Source organism: Pseudomonas sp. Pf153 (assembly GCF_001269775.1).
GTDB lineage: Bacteria > Pseudomonadota > Gammaproteobacteria > Pseudomonadales > Pseudomonadaceae > Aquipseudomonas > Aquipseudomonas uvaldensis.
The window spans coordinates 515,150-532,721 of record NZ_LHVL01000009.1; the positions used below are offsets into that span (position 1 = coordinate 515,150).

The following is a 17,572-nucleotide window of genomic DNA, read 5'->3' on the forward strand; positions in this document are numbered from 1 at the left end:
GCCCGCTCATAGGGAAACCGGTTTTGCGAAGTGTGGAGACTGCCCGAACGACTCGATCAAGAGTTCCGTGAGGGCTTGTATCTTCCGAGCCGGATGCTGCCCTGGCGGACGGACAACATAAGCGCCTGCCGGAGGCGGTGGATACCGGGTCATGATGGGCACCAGCGCCCCTGACCTCACACCTTCATAGGTCAGGCAGTCCGGCAGATAGGCGACCCCCAACCCTGCGACAGCGGCAGCGACCAGAGCGACGCCGTTGTCCGCCTTGAAGCGTCCGTGTGGACGAACCGTCACCACTTTGCCGCCGTCCATGAACTGCCAGGATTCGGTGCCCTGCATGAGCGCCTCGTGTGCAGACAATGCCTCGGGCGATTCGGGTGCGCCATGGGCCTCGATATAACCGGGGCTGGCGACGAGCTTGGTATAAATCGGGCCGATACCCCTGGCAATCAGGTTTGAGTCCGGCAGATAGCCGACGCGTATCGCGCAATCAAAACCTTCGGCGATCAAATCGACGAAGCGATCGCTGTAGCAGGTCTGAATATGCAGCGAGGGATGGCGGCGAGCCATTTCCGCCAACATCGGCGCAAAGTGAGTCGGTCCAAAAGAAAGCGGGGCGGCAATGCGCAACCGACCGCGAAGGGGCCCTGTGGGCAGCAGCGTTTCCTTGGCCATGTCGATCTCGGCGCAGACCCTGGCCGCATGTTCGCGAAAAGCGGTTCCCGCCTCGGTGAGGGCCGCCCCGCGAGTCGTTCGCGCCAATAACTGGATACCCAGCTCCGCCTCCAGCCGCACCAGCCTGCGGCTGACGATCGATTTGGACAGGCCCAGCCGCAGCGCCGCCGGCGAAATACCCCCGGCATCAGCGACCTCTACAAAGGTTTGCAGCGCTTCGATATCCAAATCAGCGTTCCCCATTCTGCAACACAGAAACCCTCGGGATGCTACTACTGAGTCAAGTGGCGCAACAGCACAATCCTGCTTCCTGGCGACGTCGCCCGGAAAGTGAGCACCTCCAACGCAGTGACGACTTCAGCGGGCTCGCTCTTCATCAATCGAGCCCTCGAACCGTCCATGCGCAAACGACAACTAGAAGCAGGAGCAGCACATGACAAGCGAGGCAATCCGCAACCCCCTGACCGACCACCTCTTGTCGCCTGAAAACTCGGCGCTGATCATCATCGACTACCAGCCCATCCAAGTGTCCTCGATCCGCTCGATGCCGCGTGACGAACTGGTGTTCAACATCACGAGCGTGGCCAAGGCGGCGATCAACTACAACCTTCCGATCATCCATTCGACGGTCAACGTCGCTACCGGTCGCAACAAACCGCCCATCGAACAGTTGCAGAACGTCATGGGTCATCTGCCCACTTACGACCGAACCTCGATCAACAGTTGGGAAGACGTCGAGTTCAAGCAGGCAGTCAAAGCCACTGGCCGGCGCAAACTCATCATGACCGCGCTCTGGACTGAAGCGTGCCTGACCTTTCCAGTACTCGATGCGATACAGGAGGGTTATGAAGTCTACGTGCCGGTTGACGCAGTCGGTGGCACCTCCGTTGCCGCGCATGAGGCGGCGTTACGGCGAATCGAGCAAGCGGGGGCCAAACTGATCAGTCGCGTGCAGATGTATTGCGAACTCCAGCGCGATTGGGCGCGGGAAGCGACTGTCGCGGGCTTTATGGGCGTGTTTGAAAACGCTGATGGTTTTAATGCTGAAAAGGCCCTGTAGGCTAAGTCTCTGAGTAATGAGGTGAGAAGGGGTGAGGCCCGTAAAAACAGGTCTCACCCTTTTTCATGCTTTTCCTGAAGGTCAGCTCCCTTCGTTATTGCAACTGGCCGCATGCTTGAGGTACGTCACGGCTCGCTGCTCACCCATTGAATCGAGGTAGGTCATCTTTGCATTCACCAACCCGCAGGTCTGGCCACTGTCTTCGGTCAGCGAGACCACTTGCTTGATGTCCAGGTGGGTGCCGTAGGTGTAGCTTTCGCTGGCTGCTGTGTTCTGGGCCATGGCAGGCAATGCGCCGGCGCCCAGGGCAGTGATCAGGCACGCGGTGGCGATATTTTTCAGGTTCATGGTCGTCTTCCTTCAATGAATTCGATGGTTTCATCGAGGCGATTCATGTTGTCTCGATGGCGCTCATTAAAGGCCCGTGGAGTATCTCGGCTGTGTCGAGAAACGCCTCGGTTGAATGCGTTACGTATCCGAGGCGGGTTGCGATACACAGCGATACAATCGCCGCTGTTTTGTCTGGGCTCTGGTCAACGGGGCATCGCCACACTGCGCAATGGTTGCGCGCATTTCGGAGAGCAGGGCATGGAACGTGTCGATCACATATTGATCGTGGATGATGATCGCGAGATCAGGGAGTTGGTCGGCAACTACCTGAAGAAGAATGGTCTGCGCACCACCGTGGTTGCGGATGGTCGCCAGATGAGGGCTTTTCTCGAAACCAACCAGGTGGATCTCATCGTCCTCGACATCATGATGCCGGGGGATGACGGGCTGCTGCTGTGCCGCGAACTGCGCGCCGGCAAGCACAAGGCAACTCCGGTACTGATGCTGACCGCTCGCACCGACGAAACCGACCGCATCATTGGCCTGGAAATGGGCGCCGACGACTATCTGGCCAAACCCTTCGCTGCCCGGGAGTTGCTGGCGCGGATCAATGCCGTGCTGCGACGTACCCGCATGCTGCCACCCAACTTCGTCGTCAGCGAAAGTGGTCGCATGCTCAAGTTCGGCCGCTGGCGCCTGGACACCACCGCCCGCCATCTGCTCGATGAAGATGACACCCTCGTTTCGCTGAGCGGCGCCGAGTACAGGCTGCTGCGGGTATTTCTCGATCACCCTCAGCGGGTGCTGAGTCGCGACCAGTTACTCAACCTGACCCAGGGCCGTGACGCGGACATCTTCGACCGCTCCATTGACTTGCTGGTCAGCCGCGTGCGGCAGCGCTTGCTGGATGACGCCCGCGAACCGCTCTATTTGAAGACCGTGCGCAATGAAGGCTACGTCTTTACCTTTGCGGTCGAAATGCTCGAGGAGCAGGCATGAAGCTCGCGTTGCAATGGCCCCGCACACTGGCCTCGCGGCTATGGCTGGTGTTCTTGGTCGGTTTGATACTCGCCCAGTCCCTGACGTTCGCGGCCCAGTATTACGAACGCTACCAAAGCACCAAGACGGCCATGTTGGGCAACTTCGAGCACGACACGGCGACCTCCATCGCCATCCTCGACCGTCTGCCTGCCGACGAGCGTCCGGCGTGGACCAAGCGTCTGCAGCGGCGCAACTATGACTACTTGCTGCGCGAACATGACCCTGGCATTGCACTGGCCTCGAACGATCTCGCGGCGACGGCCGCGCAATCGCTTCAAGGCGCGCTTGGCCGCAACTATGACCTGACCTTCGTCCAGATCCCCGGGCCGCAGCAGCACTTCCAGGCCCAGGTGCGACTGGCTGACGGCAGCCCGGTCACCATCGACGTGCGGCCCTCGGTCAGGCCGTTGTCGCCCTGGCTGCCCTTTGTCCTGGTCGGCCAGCTGGTGTTGCTGATCGGTTGCACCTGGCTGGCGGTGCGGATCGCGATACGCCCGCTCAGCCGCCTGGCCGAGGCGGTCGAGAACCTCGACCCGAATGCACACCCCGTACAGCTGGATGAAAGCGGCCCTCGGGAAGTCGCCTACGCCGCCCGGGCCTTCAACAGCATGCAGGCGCGTATCGCCGCTTACCTGAAAGAGCGCATGCAACTGCTGGCGGCCATTTCCCATGACTTGCAGACTCCCATCACGCGCATGAAGCTGCGCGCCGAATTCATGGACGACTCGGTAGAGAAGGACAAACTGGGCAACGACCTGAATGAAATCGAGCACCTGGTGCGCGAAGGCGTTGCTTATGCTCGCAGTGTCCATGGCGCGACCGAGGCCAGTTGCCGCATCGGGCTGGACTCGTTTCTCGACAGCCTGGTCTGCGACTATCAGGACACCGGTCGCGAGGTCAGCCTGTGCGGCAAGAACGGCGCGGTCATCGAGACAAGACCCCATGCCCTGCGCCGTATCCTGGTGAATCTGGTGGACAACGCGCTGAAGTACGCTGGCTCCGCCGAGGTGGAGATCGGTGGCGACGCGAGCACGGGCGTTTCGATCAGTGTGCTCGACCGAGGCCCGGGCATTCCCGAGGAGGTCCTGGCCGAGGTGGTCAAGCCGTTCTATCGGGTGGAAAGCTCACGCAACCGCAGCACTGGCGGCACCGGCCTGGGCCTGGCCATCGCCCAGCAATTGGCTGTCGCGATTGGTGGGTCGCTGAGCCTGCGCAACCGCGACGGCGGCGGTCTTTGCGTGACCCTCGACTTCAGCGCCGATCGGTAGGCTGTGCTGGCTGCACCTTGTGTGCAGCCTCTACCGGCCGGATCCAGGGGCCATTTGTAAGCCACTGTATCCAGCACATTCGCATACTCATAAGAACGTATAACCGCCGGTTGTCGAACATAGCCGGTATACATGCCCCTGCAAGAATTCTCTCCATCGACTCGCCATCGGATCCCCGAATAGCGAGCCCTCACGACAGGAGTTCTTGCCATGAATACCTCAACCTTCCGCCCCCAGGGCTGGCAACTGTTCGGCCTGATCGCGGCGCTGGTGGTCGCGATGAGCATCACGACCGTAGCCGTCCACCCTGATCTAGTCGAAGGATTGCGCAGCGCCATTCGTGCCACCGCCCGTTCTTCCTTCGCATTGTTTCTGATCGCATTCACCGCGTCGGCCTTTGCCGTACTGGTGCCTTCACCATTCTCCAAGGCACTGGTGCGCGAAAGGCGCTTCATCGGCCTCGCCTTTGCCTTCTCGCATCTGGTGCATGCCGTGCTGATCTACGCCTATGGGCAACTCAATACCGAGTTCTGGCCCGCCCGCACCGTGGCGAACAACATTCCAGGCGGAACCGCCTACGCCTTCATTCTGCTGATGGCACTGACCTCATTCAAAGGGCCAGCCCGGTTGCTGGGGCCCAAGGCATGGAAGACGTTGCACGTCACCGGCATGTGGGTCATTGCCGCCGTATTCGCCTTCTCCAACTTCAAACGCATCCCGATGAGCGACTGGTACGTGCTGCCCTTCGGCATCACCTGCGCCGCCGTGGCGATCCGACTGGTGGGCAAGCTGGCCAAGGCCAACAAGCGCAGCCAAGCCAGGCAGGCGTCGATGCGCCGGGCGGCAGTCGCCTCCTGACAGACTCGCGATCGGCAGCAAGCGAAGCAGCCTTCTCAGGCACGACTTATCTCTTCCACACATTTCTCAGAAGCGGTCACCCCGACTGCCCAAAACAAGGAAGCAAAAGAATGAGCACCCGCATCCCGACCCAAACCGGCAGCTACATCACCACCCAGGACGGCGTACAGCTCTACTACAAGGATTGGGGCCCGAAAGAGGGGCAGGTCGTGACGTTCAGCCATGGCTGGCCGCTGAATTCCGATAGCTGGGAGTCGCAGATGCTGTTCCTGGCGGACAAGGGCTATCGGGTCATCGCCCACGACCGCCGCGGACATGGTCGCTCCAGCCAACCGTGGGAAGGCAACGACATGGATCACTACGCCGATGACCTGGCCGCTGTAATCAACACCCTGGACCTCAACGACGTCACCCTGGTGGGCTTCTCCACCGGTGGCGGAGAAATCACCCGCTACATCGGTCGCCATGGTACCGCTCGGGTGAAGAAGGCCGCCCTGATCAGCGCCGTGCCGCCGATGATGCTCAAGGCCGAGGACTACCCGGGCGGCCTGCCGATCGAAGTGTTCGACGGCCTGCGCCAGGCCTCTCTGGACAACCGTTCGCAACTATATCGCGACATTGCGTCTGGCCCGTTCTTCGGCTTCAACCGCGACGGAGCGAAAGTCTCCCAAGGACTGATCGATTCATTCTGGGTGCAGGGCATGCAAGCCGGCCACAAGAACACCTATGACTGCATCGCGGCATTCTCGGCGACGGACTTCCGCGCCGACCTGGCCAAGTTCGACGTGCCGACCCTGATCGTGCACGGCGACGATGATCAGATCGTCCCGATTGACGCCTCAGCCCATGCCGCCGCCCGGCTGGTGCGCAACGCCGAGTTGATCGTCTATCCGGGTGCGCCCCACGGCCTGACCGACACCCATAAGGACCGTCTGAACCAGGACCTGTTGGACTTCCTGGGCCAGTAAACCCATCGCACCCGCTGCTACCCATAAAGAAAAAGGAATGATCATGCTCAATATCAAATCGCTCTTGGCCGCTACCATTACCGCTGCGTTGGCACTGACCTCGCTTCACAGCGCCGCCGCGCAACCCGACGCCGCCAAGCCCACCGTCGTGCTGGTGCATGGCGCATTCGCCGAATCGTCCAGCTGGAACGGCGTTGCCGCCCGGTTACTGAACCAGGGTTATCCGGTGGTGGCTGCAGCCAACCCGCTGCGCGGCGTGAAGCAGGACGCCGACTACGTCGCCGACATCGTCGAGCACACCGCCGGACCGGTCATCCTCGTGGGTCACTCCTACGGCGGAGCCGTGATCACCAACGCTGTGCATGACAACCCCCGCGTCAAGGCGCTGGTCTACGTTGCGGCCTTCGCGCCGGACAAAGGCGAAACCGCCATCGAATTGTCCGGCCGCTACCCTGGCGGCACCCTCGGGCCGACCTTGGCCGCGCCGGTGCCGCTGGACGACGGCAATAAAGACCTCTACATCCAGCAGGACAAATTCGGCCAACAGTTTGCCGCCGACGTGCCGGCGGCCGAATCCGCGTTGATGGCTGCCACACAACGGCCCATCAGCGAGGCGGCCTTGAAGGAAGCGTCTGGCGAACCGGCCTGGAAAAAAACGCCGTCCTGGTTCATCTACGGCTCGGCGGACAAGAACATTCCCGAGGCTGCCCTGAAGTTCATGGCCGACCGTGCAGGTTCGAAGAAGACCGTCACTGTCCAGGGCGCGTCCCACGTGGTGATGACGTCCAACCCGGATAAAGTGGCAGAGCTGATCGTTGAAGCGGCGCAGGCCAGTTCCAAGGGCTGATTCCGCTGAGCCGGGCCTTTGGCGCCAAAGGCCCGATTCGCGCATCCGCCTGTTGCTCCGAGAAGAACCCAAAACCCGGCACGGTAGGCCGGGTTTTTTCATTGGGAAGCGTTTCGTGGCTAGGGTCGGCTTACATCCGGTGATGCTCCACCAGAAAATCCACGAACACCCGCACCCGCGCTGGCATGGCCGCGCCGCCCACGAACACGGCATGGATCGGCTCCCGGTCGCCGGGGTTCCAGGCATCCAGCAGCGATACCAGATCGCCGCGCCGCAGATCTTCGGCCACGCTGAACTCGCCGATACGGGCAATGCCGGCGCCTACCCGTGCCAGTCGTGCGAGCGCCTCACCACTGCTGCACTCGATGTTGCCGCTGACCTTCAGGGAAAACGCTTTGCCGTTGCGGATGAACGGCCAGTTGGGTTCGGCACGGCGGAAGTTGAAGCGCAGGCAGTTGTGGCTCAGCAACTCTTCCGGCTCCTGGGGTGTGCCATGGCGCTCCAGGTACCGCGGCGAGGCCACCACCACCTGGCCGGTTTCACCGATCTTGCGTGCCGTCAGCGGGCTGTCGGGTAGATGGCCGAAGCGCACCGCCACGTCGGCCTGACCGGCGAGAATATCGACCACTTCGTCCCCCAGGTTGAGATCGATGACGATATTCGGGTAGCGGGCACTGAACGCCGCCACCAGCGGAACGATGGTCTGCCGCCCGTGGCCGAGCGCCGCACTGACCCGCAGACGCCCCTTCGGCACACCCTGGTCGGCAATGGCTTCTTCGACCTCGGCCATGTCGGCCAGGATCCGCCGGGCGGCGCGCAGGTAAGCCTCGCCCTCGATGGTAAAGGTGATCGCCCGGGTCGTGCGCAACAGCAGGCGGGTGCCAAGCCGTTGCTCGGTGCGCGCGATGATCCGGCTGACCGCCGAGGGGGTCAGCCCCAGCGCTCGCGCGGCCGCCGAGAGACTGCCTTCCTGGGCCACCGTAGCGAACACCGTCATTTCACCTGACCGGCCCTGAATGTCCATTTGTGCTCCGTAGGCAAAAGTGTATGTAGAAAAACCGGTCTACCGCGAGGAAATCAAGGATCGTAGCATTTATGGCACAGATAAGGAGACTTCCATGCAGATCAATCCTCCCCTCGTTGCACTCGCTATCGGTGCCTTTGGCATCGGCGTCACCGAGTTCGCGCCCATGGGCATGTTGCCTGGTATCGCGGCGGACCTCGGCGTTTCCATTCCGGCGGCAGGCCTGCTCGTCAGTGCCTACGCCATGGGCGTGCTGTTGGGCGCGCCGCTGATGACCCTGACCACCGGCAGGGTTCCCCGGCGCTATCTGCTGATCGGGCTGATGGCCATTTTCACCCTGGGCAACCTCATGTCGGCGCTGGCGACCGATTACTACAGCCTGCTGGCGGCCAGGGTGGTGACCTCGCTGAACCACGGTGCGTTCTTTGGCGTCGGCTCCATCGTCGCCGCCAGCGTGGTCGCCCCGGAAAAACGCGCAGGAGCGGTCGCCGCCATGTTCATGGGCTTGACCCTGGCGACCATCGGCGGCGTGCCGCTGGCCGCCTGGTTTGGCGATCTGTTCGGCTGGCGCACGGCCTTCTGGGGCATCACCGGCCTCGGCGTGCTGGCCATGGTCGCGTTGTGGTTCGCCCTGCCCGATGTCCCCCTGCCGAAGAGCGGCGGCGCAGCGGCGGAAATCCGCGTACTCGGCCGTGGCCCGGTACTGGCCGCGCTGGCCCTCACCGTAGTCGGCTCGGGGGCGATGTTCACCGTCTTCACTTACATTGCGCCGATCCTGAGCAGCGAAACCCACGCATCCACCGCCTTCATCACTGCCATGCTGGTGCTGTTTGGCGTGGGGCTGACACTGGGCAACATGTGGGGCGGCAGGGCGGCCGATCGTTCGATAGACCGCACCCTGATCGTTTCCCTGAGCGTGCTGATCGTCGTCTTGCTGGCGTTCACCGTCCTGATGCGCTGGTCGCTGCCGACCAGTGTCGCCATCCTGGTCTGGGGCATCGCCAGCTTCGCCCTGGTACCGCCCTTGCAGATGCGCGTGATGGAAGCCGCCAAGGACGCCCCCAACCTGGCCTCGGCGGTCAATATCGGCGCCTTCAATTTCGGCAACGCCATCGGCGCGGCCCTGGGTGGCGCGGTGATCAACGCCGGGCTGGGCTACCCGGCGATCCCCCTGGCCGGCGCGGCGATGGCGGGGCTGGGGTTGCTGATGGTGCTGGGGTTTGCCTGGCGTTCGAGAGGGGTTGAGGCTTCGGTGGTGTGATAGGGGAAAGGATCATCCCCACTGAACGTTGCCGTGGCCTTGGGCCTGAAACGTCGGCAGTTTGAGCCGATTAGCTGAACGGGAAAAGGGAACGGATTGAATATTGGAAATAAATTCGTCCCCTTATTCCGAAAGTCTTGTAGTCCATCTCCTAAGCTGCCATTGAGGTATTGAGGGTACTGCTACTCCGTGCTTAATTGGAAATTCAGATAAGCAGTTTCGGTGACAGTATATTTAACTTTGCGAAGTGTCTCTGGCATGGATAGCGCTGTTGCCGTAATACAAAAACAGAAGTATGAAGATAAGATATTCGTTGTTATTGTATTTGGCAAGTCTCTCAGCTACACCGATAATCGGTGGCTACAATTTATATTCAAACTTTGAGAATGATGTGTATGCAGTCGAGCATGACATCATTGCCATCCCATTCGCAGCGATTGTTGGCACGCTGTTCATATCGTTGCTGGCTCTAAGGCTGCAGCGACGCTATCGATCAAGAAGGTTAAACAATACGCCCTGTACCCTTCTTGCAAAATTGATAAGCATTCTAGCTACTATCGTAACGGCAGTCCTATTAATTGAAAACCTGATTTACTGGTTGCACCCGAACCATTTGCCAACTTTCTTGATGTTTTTAACGACTTCCTGTTTTTATACTTATTATCAGTTGCAGCTTTATGGCATCAAAAGTGCTGACCCTAATCTTAGGGTAGAGTCTGTGGCATAAAAAATCCCCGTCAAACTATCCTAGCACCGGCCCCACGCAATGGGACGCCAGTGCGGATAAGTCCACTATTGCGAGCTTTCGCCGTCGTAGTGAAATTCACTAACACTTACGCCGTTTTAACTAATGAAACTCTAGATTTGCTTATTTAACTTGCTGGCTATGTGTAGACAATAGCCGTAGTTACAGCAAGCTAAATAAGGATCTCTGGAGATGCTCGCGACATACATGGACGATGCCCTGCTGGAAAATGCACTCGATCTCGTGCGCAAACACCCCCTGATAAGCCTGACCCGGTCCCAGGCCGTTAAAGCGGGTCTTGGGAAAGCATGATCATTCGCTATAGCGCCAACACACTGGTGGGTCAGCTTTCGTTACCGTCCAGTTACGTCGGCTTGTGTACCCCCAAGGATCTGGCTGAACTCGCCGCTATGGCTCATTGGCAGGACCATCCAGAAGAATCCCCAACCTTCATCACCGTCATTCATCTTCAAGATGTGGGTGGTCATGACAAGGGATTGTTTGAAGTGCGCTGCGAACAGCACGGGGTATTCATCGCCAGCCAATTGCGGCAGGCATAAATGAAGACCATGAGTTTCAACCATCGCAGCTTAACGTGAGGACATCTGCTCATGAACCGCCATATAATGAGCTTCTATGCCGTGGTGTCCGTATCGGCCCTGACCGATATGGCGCTGTTGATTGGACTGATCTGGGCGGCGCTTCGGGGGACTTCCTCGCCGTTGCTACTGGGCGTGTTACTTGGTCTGAGTGCCTTTGTCCCGTTCACGTTGCGCAGAGTGTTTCCCGCGCTGGACAGCACGCGCCTCCCGGTACGTGGCGTGGTGCTAGTGCGTACCGCTGTCTATGCAGTGCTGGCGCTGATCGCGGCAAGTGGCCTACTGGAAACTTTGAATGGCTTCGTCTTGACGGCGTTGCTGGTGGGCATCCTCAACTACATCACTACTAGCGCTTATGAAGCGGCCAATACCAAGCAAGTACTGGCTGGCTTGATCGATAGTGGGCGCTCCGCACGCTGGATGCAGACTGCATTTCAGCTAGGGGCTTTTTCAGGCTCGTTCCTGGGCGGACTGATCCTGGACAAGGCCTCGCTGCCGACCCTGGTCTACGGCATGGGCGCTGTGTCGCTTATCGTCACTGCCTTCGCTTCCGTGGCCAGGGTCAATGCGGGGCAACCGTCGGCTTCGGCCAACCGTCAGAACGGTGTTGCCCCGGCGGCGGCATCGGTGGGCAGTGGCGCGGTCCTGCTGTGCCTGGCACTGGGCATGATCGGTTTCCATATCGGCTCATTCAATACCATGGTTCCGCTGGTGTATCAGGGATTGAACGGCTGGAGTTCCGCCGAGTTCGGCCTGGCCAGCGGCGTAGCCGGGTTGGGCGCCTTCGCTGCGGCGATCTTGCCCTTGCCAAGGCTCAACGCACTGCTGTTCGCGGGGCTGCTGGTCGCGGCAGATTACGTACTCGCGTTCAGCCCGCTGCCGTTGCTGTCCATCGGTGTATGCGCGCTGGTGGGATTCAGCATCAACACCCTGCGTATATCCATACGCCAACACTTGATCGAGCTGGCAACCACACCCGAACAGGCCAACAGCCTGGCCGCGACCAGTTCTCTGTATTTCATCGTATTGCAGTCGGCGGCCCCGCTGTGCGTGGGCTTCCTTGTCAGTGACTACGCGTTTGGCCGCACGGCCGCGCCTTATGTGTTCGTGGGCGTTGGTGTGTTGTTGATGCTGACGGTCGTCATGACCAGGCTGAATCCTCCTCGCGCTGTAATGGTGCGCTAAGAGAAAATTCCATGAAGCATGAAAAAAACGTGATTCTGATCGTTGACCCCTTCTCGACTGGGGCTCTCTACGCACCGCTGTTCAAGGCCAAAGGCTACCGCTGCCATGCTGTCCTTTCAGCGCCCACGGTTCCCGAGCGTTTCATCAAGGCATTCACGGGTGAAGGTTTCGAACAGGCCGAACTGATCGCCGCGACGGAGATCGTTGCGTTGATCGACCCGCGACAAGTTTGTGCGGTCGTGGCGGGCAGTGAGCTGGGCGTTCGGGTGGCCGACCAACTGGCGCAGCACTTCGGCGTTTCCGGTAATCCCCCGGAAACGTCGGCCTGGCGGCGAGACAAAAATGCCATGCAGCACGCCATTGCTAATGCCGGCTTACGGCATATCCCCAGCGTCGAGGTCAGCTCGCCGGAGGATGCACAAGCCGCATTGAAACAGTTTCCTGAGCAGGGCGAGTTCGTGCTCAAACCGGTCAATTCGTTTATGACGGATGGCGTGGAACTGGTCCAAGGACGAAGTGGCCTCGAACAGGCACTGGCGAGTCTGGACTGGCTTGGTAGCAACGCTTTGGGGGAGCCCAAGGGTCGCTATCTGATTCAGGAGTTTGTATCCGGTCCTGAATATGTGGTCGATATGGTGGTGTCAGCTCAGGGTATCCACGTGTCGAGCCTGTGCCGCTACCGTAAGGCTGAGCACAACGGTTCGCGTTTCGTGTACGAAGGCCTTGAGGTCCTGGACCCCACCGACGCAGGCTCCAGTGCGTTGGTGACCTATGCCAAGGCTTGTGCCTCGGCCTTGGATGTACGCTTCGGACCCCTGCACATGGAGTTGATCGACAGCCCGGCAGGGCCGGTCATGATCGAGGCCGGTGCACGGCTGCACGGTGGCGTGGCACCTAGCCTTTTCAAACAGTGCTACGAACCGGACCTGCTGTCGGTGGCGATTTCCACATATATCCATGAGCCGGTTGCATACCCCGCCACCAGCCGCCTGCGGCAACAGGGCCGGATCGTATTCCTGATCACCCAACGAGAGGGCGCCCGCCTTGAAGTCAGCGAGCAAGCGCTGCAACAGCTGCACACGGTTGGGGCTTTCCAGGGTTTCAAACGTTTCATGGACGCGGACCAGCGGCTGCCACTGACCCGAGACCTGGCCACCTGCCCTGGCATCGTCTGGCTGGCCGCAAGCGAACTGGCCGAGCTCGACCGGGCCGAAGCTCGCGTGCGACAAATTCTGGAGTCGTGCTTCCATGATTGAATCGGCATTGAATATCCAACAGGTCCGAGCGGTGTGCGGTGTTGCTCGTATCACTTGGGCATCACCAGGGCGGTGCATCCTTCAGCGACGACCTGCTGAGTCTTGCGATACAGCTTATTAGAGCCACTTGCCCCCAATTACGCGTTTGGACGGTGCCGGTTACTGCTCCGGCCAATGTCGCAACACCGGCATAATGGTCACGCTTTTCACCAGTCCGGTAGCCAGAGCGCTTTCCTTGAACTCAATCATGTTGCTGATGTGAGTATGGTCGTAGCGCACGAGCAAATCGACGTCGCCGAACAGTGAGAATGCTTCAATCACGCCAGGCTTGTCTTTGATGTAGTCCCACACCTGAGCGCACAGATTTGGCCGGGTGTGGGTGAACTGCATGAACGCGGTGTGACAAGGTGCTTCATTCGTTGGCGCGGCGAGGCGCGTGGTATACCCAAGAATGGGCCCCTGTGCTTCCATCCGGGCGACCCGCGCTTCGACGGCAGTCCGAGACTTGTGCACTCGGCGAGCGATGTCCGAAATACTGGTGCGTGCGTCCGCAGTGAGGATTTCGAGGATCTTTAAGTCGGTGCTGTCGAGGTCTGGCATCATGCTCACTTATGTTTCCGTGTGGTTTCGCTCTTCATAAGAATCCCGCCGTCCGTCCTGGAACTATGTCCCTACCCGCGGTGCGAACATCCCTATTTGACCAAGGCCAGCCTGGTTATAAAGCATGTATCAAGATGCATAGCTAATTGGTTTTCAGCGAAATGTCTTGTGTCACCTTGGACAACGCAATGGCTTTATAGCTGGACGCGTACAGGATGAAAAGTACCGAATTGGGCATCATCATGTGGATAGGCAAAGGCCTCCCCGCCGAGCAGCCCAATCACCCCTCCACCTCACCTCCTAACCGACTCCGCCGCACCGCCATAATCTGCGGAATCTTCTCCTCAATCCAATTCACCATCACCTCAAGATGCTCCGCCGCCTCCAGACCCAACGGCGTCAAGCGGTATTCCACATGCGGCGGCACAACCGGCAGCGACTTGCGGTTGATCAACCCATCCGCTTCAAGCTCCTGCAACGTCTGCGACAGCATCTTCTCACTGACCCCGCCGATCTTGCGGCGCAGCTCGCTGAAGCGATGCATTCCGTCCAGCAGCATGACCAGCACCAGCACGCCCCAGCGGCTGGTCATGTGCTTGAGGACTTCGCGAGAAGGGCAGTCGGCGCTCAGTACATCGCCGCGTCGAACAGCGGCGCTGAACGACTCGGAATTTCCGGTGGCTGTGTCCACGATACTTACCTTTATGTACGTACTTACAAAAAGTTACCTTGGTCCCTAGGATGGCTTTTCGTCCTTTCCCCATCAAGGTATTTGTCATGATCGCCATCACCGGAGCCTCCGGCCAACTGGGCCGTCTCGTTATCCAGTCCCTGCTTGAACGCGTGCCCGCCGAGCAAATCGTCGCCCTGGTCCGAGACCCCGGCAAAGTCCAGAACCTGGCCGCACGGGGTGTGGTGGTACGCAGCGCCGACTACAACCAGCCGGCCACATTGAGCGCCGCGCTCAAAGGCGTCGATAAACTGCTGTTGATCTCCTCCAATGAACTGGGCAGCCGCGCCGCCCAACACCGCGCCGTGATCGATGCCGCCCAGGCCGCGGGTGTCTCGCTCCTGGCCTACACCAGCGTCCTGCACGCCGACACCTCCACCCTGGGCTTGGCCGCTGAACACCGCGATACCGAAGCCGCCTTGAAAGCCTCGGGCGTGCCCCACGTATTGCTGCGCAACGGCTGGTATACCGAAAACTACCTGGCGAACGTACCGAGCGCCGTGGAACATGGCGTCCTGCTCGGCAGCGCCGGCGAGGGCCGCATCAGCTCCGCGCCCCGTGCCGACTACGCCCAAGCCGCAGCGGTGGTGCTGACCACTGAAGGGCAGGCGGGCAAAGTCTATGAACTGGCGGGGGATAGCAGCTATACGTTGACCGAACTGGCTGCGTTGATCAGCCAGAAAGTGGGTAAGCCGGTGGTTTATCAGAATTTGCCGCAGGCTGAGTTTGAGGGGGTGTTGGTCAGTGTGGGATTGCCGGCGGGGTTGGCGGCGTTGCTGGCGGATTCTGATGCGGCGGCGGCGAAAGGGGCGTTGTTTGATGAGAGTGGGGTGTTGGGGCGGTTGATTGGGCGGGGGACTGCTTCGGTTGCGGAGTCTTTAGGTTAAGCAGCCAAACCAAGGCCAGGACAATGGACACGCGTGCCGACCGACATCAACCGGCACGCAGTGCTGACGGCGCTATCCCCTTATTCCTGCAGATCTGTGCAAGACATCGCCCCAGCGCTTAGGTTGAATAGAACGTAAGTACGTTCTCATGTATTGCGGCGTCTTGAGTTATCAGTAAGAGGCTACAGCCGCCAAGCAGAGCATGTACTGGTTGTAAATCTTCAATTTGTGACCAGAACTCGTCGACCTTATCGCTCTCTCCGAACGGTTGAAATGCGATAGCGCTGCTAAATTTGGAGAGCCTTACCTGATCAGGTAAGCGCTCAAAAACATACCACTCATCAAAGCCCGGTGTGGGCAGCTGAGCGATATCCGTAATGATCGGGCTGATCGCCAAGTCACCTATACGTTGCCATCCGCTAGCAATCTCAGCAGCGCTAAGGTTATAGGGCCCGCTATCCGATGCAGCAATTGCCACATAACGGCCACGTACGAGCTGAGGAAGCTGGCGAATGAGGTCGCCCAGGTTAACGTCGTATCCATCGTTCCAGTCAAGAGTGCTATAGCCGGCGTGCGTCCCGGTATGCAGTGCGGTTGCCATACATCTTCCTTTGAGGATCAGCGATGGACAAAAAGGGGATTTATTTTCTGAAAATAAATCTGTTCCCCTATTCCTAGTAAAAGTCGTAATAAAGCGCCCAGTCCCCAGTTTCGTTGTGCTTCCAGAACATCAGGCTCCCACTGTCGACCACATTCAGATTGATCTTCGCGTCCGATGAGATCTGGAACACAAACTCGAACCCTTCACCCGGATCAACACCCGACTGGCAAAACGAAGGGTAACCGCCGATTTTGTGTTCGTAGGTGTGGGTGATCAAGTCGTAATAGCTCTGTATCTCGCCCGCGCGTTCCAACCTGAGGATTGCTTGCTCAAGGTCCTCCGGGACACCACCGCCATCCCACAGTGGAAAGTCCTCCGGCACCGCTTGCGCTGTCAGTGGGAAGGGTTTGAGGAATGTACCTGCCACCGGCAAAGACTTGCGCACCAACACATCATCCGGCCCATATTCGCGGATGACCCAATTATTCCCCATGGGCTCAAAGTGCTCGGGGAACGGGTTTGAAATGAACACCGTCAATATACGAACTCCCGCCAGCAGCGGGCTGTGGATGGGCAGGGCAGGCAGGTAAAACTGCGCATAGGGGAGCAACGGTTGCCCCGCCTGGTTGGTGGGTACATCTTCATCAGGCCGGAACAGGAAGACGTTGCCCAGCCAGCTTTCTTCGTCGGTGCCGGCAGGACGAAAGCCGCCGGCAATGAGCTTCACGGCAGGGCGGGCCAAGCGTTTCTTGATTTCTTGGATTTCCATGGCGATGTAAACCTCCTTTTTACTACAGGCATTAAGGCCGCAGATTGATTGGCAGTGTACGAGAGTGGGGCTCTCCTCCACTCCCCTGGGCCAATGATTTTCCCGAGGGTTCCCAGCGTACCTGAGGGACCGCTTTTTGGCCGAAGCGGACAGCTCGAGTTAGAAAAACAAATCTGGCCCCCTGACTGTTCAGTAATCACATCCATTCGACCCACCGAACCGGGTTTCACGCAGGCAAACGTGCCGCCTGCTATTGAGCAGCAGTGGCGCATAGCTACAAGACGCACCGGTGTTGTTGATCGCGACTTGCAACGACTCCATGACATCGCGGCTGACAGGGACGGATATTGCGCAGCAATCTTGGGTTTTTAAACAGGCTGAAATTGTCGTGTCATTTCGCGTGCGCCCATTTACTGATACGACCAACGCAGCGTTGTCACAGCGGCCGGTCAAACCTGCTCCAATGACAAAAAAAGAAGTGGTTGTTGGATTATCAGCAGTCCCCCCAAGCCCTAGCGGAATAAGGAATAGCGAATGAGCGTAGCCTTCGCTGGCCTTTACCGTTGAGATCTTGGCGGGTGAATTACAGGACTGATTGACCCACTCCACGGGGGATACCGACTTCCAATCGCTGTCGTCAGTGACGCTCCAATGTTTACCACTACGATAGTCATAGCAACCGTTCAGGCATGCGGCGGCGGTGAGTAATAGAAGAATTGTCGTCCGTGTTTTTTTCATGGTTGACCCGCTTTCCCAATAAGGTTTTGATTGCCTGCATTCAGTTGCACCGAACATTAACCGGTATGTTTCGGGAGATTTGTGGTGGGTGTGGTGGGGTGGGCAGCTTGAGAAGAGGTGCAAGCTGATC

General features: G+C 59.3%; 19 protein-coding genes. 11 read left to right on the plus strand and 8 right to left on the minus strand.

All coding sequences use genetic code 11. The annotated features are described in order from the left end of the window. Positions 1–6 precede the first annotated feature (6 nt). Positions 7–903 carry a LysR family transcriptional regulator gene (locus tag AD666_RS07285; protein WP_053149458.1) on the minus strand — a complete coding sequence of 299 codons (897 nt, stop codon included), beginning with the start codon at positions 901–903 and terminating at the stop codon, positions 7–9. A gap of 205 nt (positions 904–1,108) precedes the next feature. Here AD666_RS07285 and AD666_RS07290 point away from each other — a divergent pair, with 205 nt between their 5' ends. After that, entirely contained in the window at positions 1,109–1,735 is a 627-nt protein-coding gene (locus AD666_RS07290) for a hydrolase (protein WP_053149462.1), read from the plus strand. Between the two features lie 81 nt (positions 1,736–1,816). On the opposite strand, the gene AD666_RS07295 is transcribed toward AD666_RS07290, so the two are convergent. After that, on the minus strand, positions 1,817–2,083 hold the full coding sequence (locus AD666_RS07295) for a DUF2790 domain-containing protein (protein ID WP_053149465.1): 267 nt from the start codon (positions 2,081–2,083) through the stop codon (positions 1,817–1,819). Positions 2,084–2,323: 240 nt separating this feature from the next. Here AD666_RS07295 and AD666_RS07300 point away from each other — a divergent pair, with 240 nt between their 5' ends. The 5 genes from AD666_RS07300 to AD666_RS07320 all read left to right on the plus strand — a co-directional run bounded on the left by AD666_RS07300 (position 2,324) and on the right by AD666_RS07320 (position 7,047). Continuing rightward, positions 2,324–3,064 carry a response regulator gene (locus AD666_RS07300; RefSeq protein WP_053149468.1) on the plus strand — a complete coding sequence of 247 codons (741 nt, stop codon included), beginning with the start codon at positions 2,324–2,326 and terminating at the stop codon, positions 3,062–3,064. Then, entirely contained in the window at positions 3,061–4,374 is a 1,314-nt protein-coding gene (locus AD666_RS07305) for an ATP-binding protein (protein WP_053149472.1), read from the plus strand. The genes AD666_RS07300 and AD666_RS07305 overlap by 4 nt, the downstream gene beginning before the upstream one ends. A gap of 210 nt (positions 4,375–4,584) precedes the next feature. Next, positions 4,585–5,232, plus strand: coding sequence for a ferric reductase-like transmembrane domain-containing protein (locus tag AD666_RS07310; protein WP_053149475.1), 648 nt, complete (start codon positions 4,585–4,587; stop codon positions 5,230–5,232). Positions 5,233–5,342: 110 nt separating this feature from the next. Next, on the plus strand, positions 5,343–6,200 hold the full coding sequence (locus AD666_RS07315) for an alpha/beta fold hydrolase (RefSeq protein ID WP_053149478.1): 858 nt from the start codon (positions 5,343–5,345) through the stop codon (positions 6,198–6,200). A gap of 37 nt (positions 6,201–6,237) precedes the next feature. Further along, positions 6,238–7,047 carry an alpha/beta fold hydrolase gene (locus AD666_RS07320; RefSeq protein ID WP_053149481.1) on the plus strand — a complete coding sequence of 270 codons (810 nt, stop codon included), beginning with the start codon at positions 6,238–6,240 and terminating at the stop codon, positions 7,045–7,047. Positions 7,048–7,177: 130 nt separating this feature from the next. Here the strand turns inward: AD666_RS07320 and AD666_RS07325 are convergent, their stop codons facing one another. Continuing rightward, positions 7,178–8,071, minus strand: coding sequence for a LysR family transcriptional regulator (locus tag AD666_RS07325; RefSeq protein ID WP_053149485.1), 894 nt, complete (start codon positions 8,069–8,071; stop codon positions 7,178–7,180). Positions 8,072–8,165: 94 nt separating this feature from the next. Between AD666_RS07325 and AD666_RS07330 the strand changes: the two genes are divergently transcribed. From AD666_RS07330 to AD666_RS07345, 4 genes are all read left to right on the plus strand, one after another. Next, a complete protein-coding gene (locus tag AD666_RS07330; protein WP_053149487.1) occupies positions 8,166–9,332 on the plus strand; it encodes an MFS transporter in 1,167 nt (388 codons plus the stop codon). 1,053 nt (positions 9,333–10,385) lie between these two features. Beyond that, complete coding sequence (locus AD666_RS07335; RefSeq protein WP_053149490.1) at positions 10,386–10,637, plus strand: hypothetical protein; 252 nt, start codon at positions 10,386–10,388, stop codon at positions 10,635–10,637. A gap of 51 nt (positions 10,638–10,688) precedes the next feature. Beyond that, positions 10,689–11,861 (plus strand): hypothetical protein, encoded by a 1,173-nt coding sequence (locus AD666_RS07340; protein ID WP_156315918.1) that lies wholly within the window; start codon positions 10,689–10,691, stop codon positions 11,859–11,861. Positions 11,862–11,872: 11 nt separating this feature from the next. Next, complete coding sequence (locus AD666_RS07345) at positions 11,873–13,117, plus strand: ATP-grasp domain-containing protein (protein ID WP_053149495.1); 1,245 nt, start codon at positions 11,873–11,875, stop codon at positions 13,115–13,117. A 159-nt stretch (positions 13,118–13,276) separates the two neighbouring features. Here AD666_RS07345 and AD666_RS07350 read toward each other — a convergent pair whose 3' ends face one another. Both AD666_RS07350 and AD666_RS07355 read right to left on the minus strand, forming a co-directional pair. Further along, positions 13,277–13,720: an Lrp/AsnC family transcriptional regulator gene (locus AD666_RS07350; protein ID WP_053149498.1), complete on the minus strand. Its 444-nt coding sequence runs from the start codon at positions 13,718–13,720 to the stop codon at positions 13,277–13,279. A gap of 277 nt (positions 13,721–13,997) precedes the next feature. Beyond that, positions 13,998–14,408, minus strand: a complete 411-nt coding sequence (locus AD666_RS07355; protein WP_053149501.1) for a helix-turn-helix domain-containing protein — start codon at positions 14,406–14,408, stop codon at positions 13,998–14,000. Between the two features lie 86 nt (positions 14,409–14,494). Here AD666_RS07355 and AD666_RS07360 point away from each other — a divergent pair, with 86 nt between their 5' ends. Beyond that, on the plus strand, positions 14,495–15,334 hold the full coding sequence (locus tag AD666_RS07360; RefSeq protein ID WP_053149504.1) for an SDR family oxidoreductase: 840 nt from the start codon (positions 14,495–14,497) through the stop codon (positions 15,332–15,334). A gap of 118 nt (positions 15,335–15,452) precedes the next feature. Here the strand turns inward: AD666_RS07360 and AD666_RS07365 are convergent, their stop codons facing one another. The 3 genes from AD666_RS07365 to AD666_RS26410 all read right to left on the minus strand — a co-directional run bounded on the left by AD666_RS07365 (position 15,453) and on the right by AD666_RS26410 (position 17,442). Beyond that, positions 15,453–15,935: a hypothetical protein gene (locus tag AD666_RS07365; RefSeq protein ID WP_053149506.1), complete on the minus strand. Its 483-nt coding sequence runs from the start codon at positions 15,933–15,935 to the stop codon at positions 15,453–15,455. A 73-nt stretch (positions 15,936–16,008) separates the two neighbouring features. Then, positions 16,009–16,704: a DUF1963 domain-containing protein gene (locus tag AD666_RS07370; RefSeq protein ID WP_053149509.1), complete on the minus strand. Its 696-nt coding sequence runs from the start codon at positions 16,702–16,704 to the stop codon at positions 16,009–16,011. Between the two features lie 189 nt (positions 16,705–16,893). Further along, on the minus strand, positions 16,894–17,442 hold the full coding sequence (locus AD666_RS26410; RefSeq protein WP_156315920.1) for a hypothetical protein: 549 nt from the start codon (positions 17,440–17,442) through the stop codon (positions 16,894–16,896). Between the last annotated feature and the right edge of the window lie 130 nt (positions 17,443–17,572).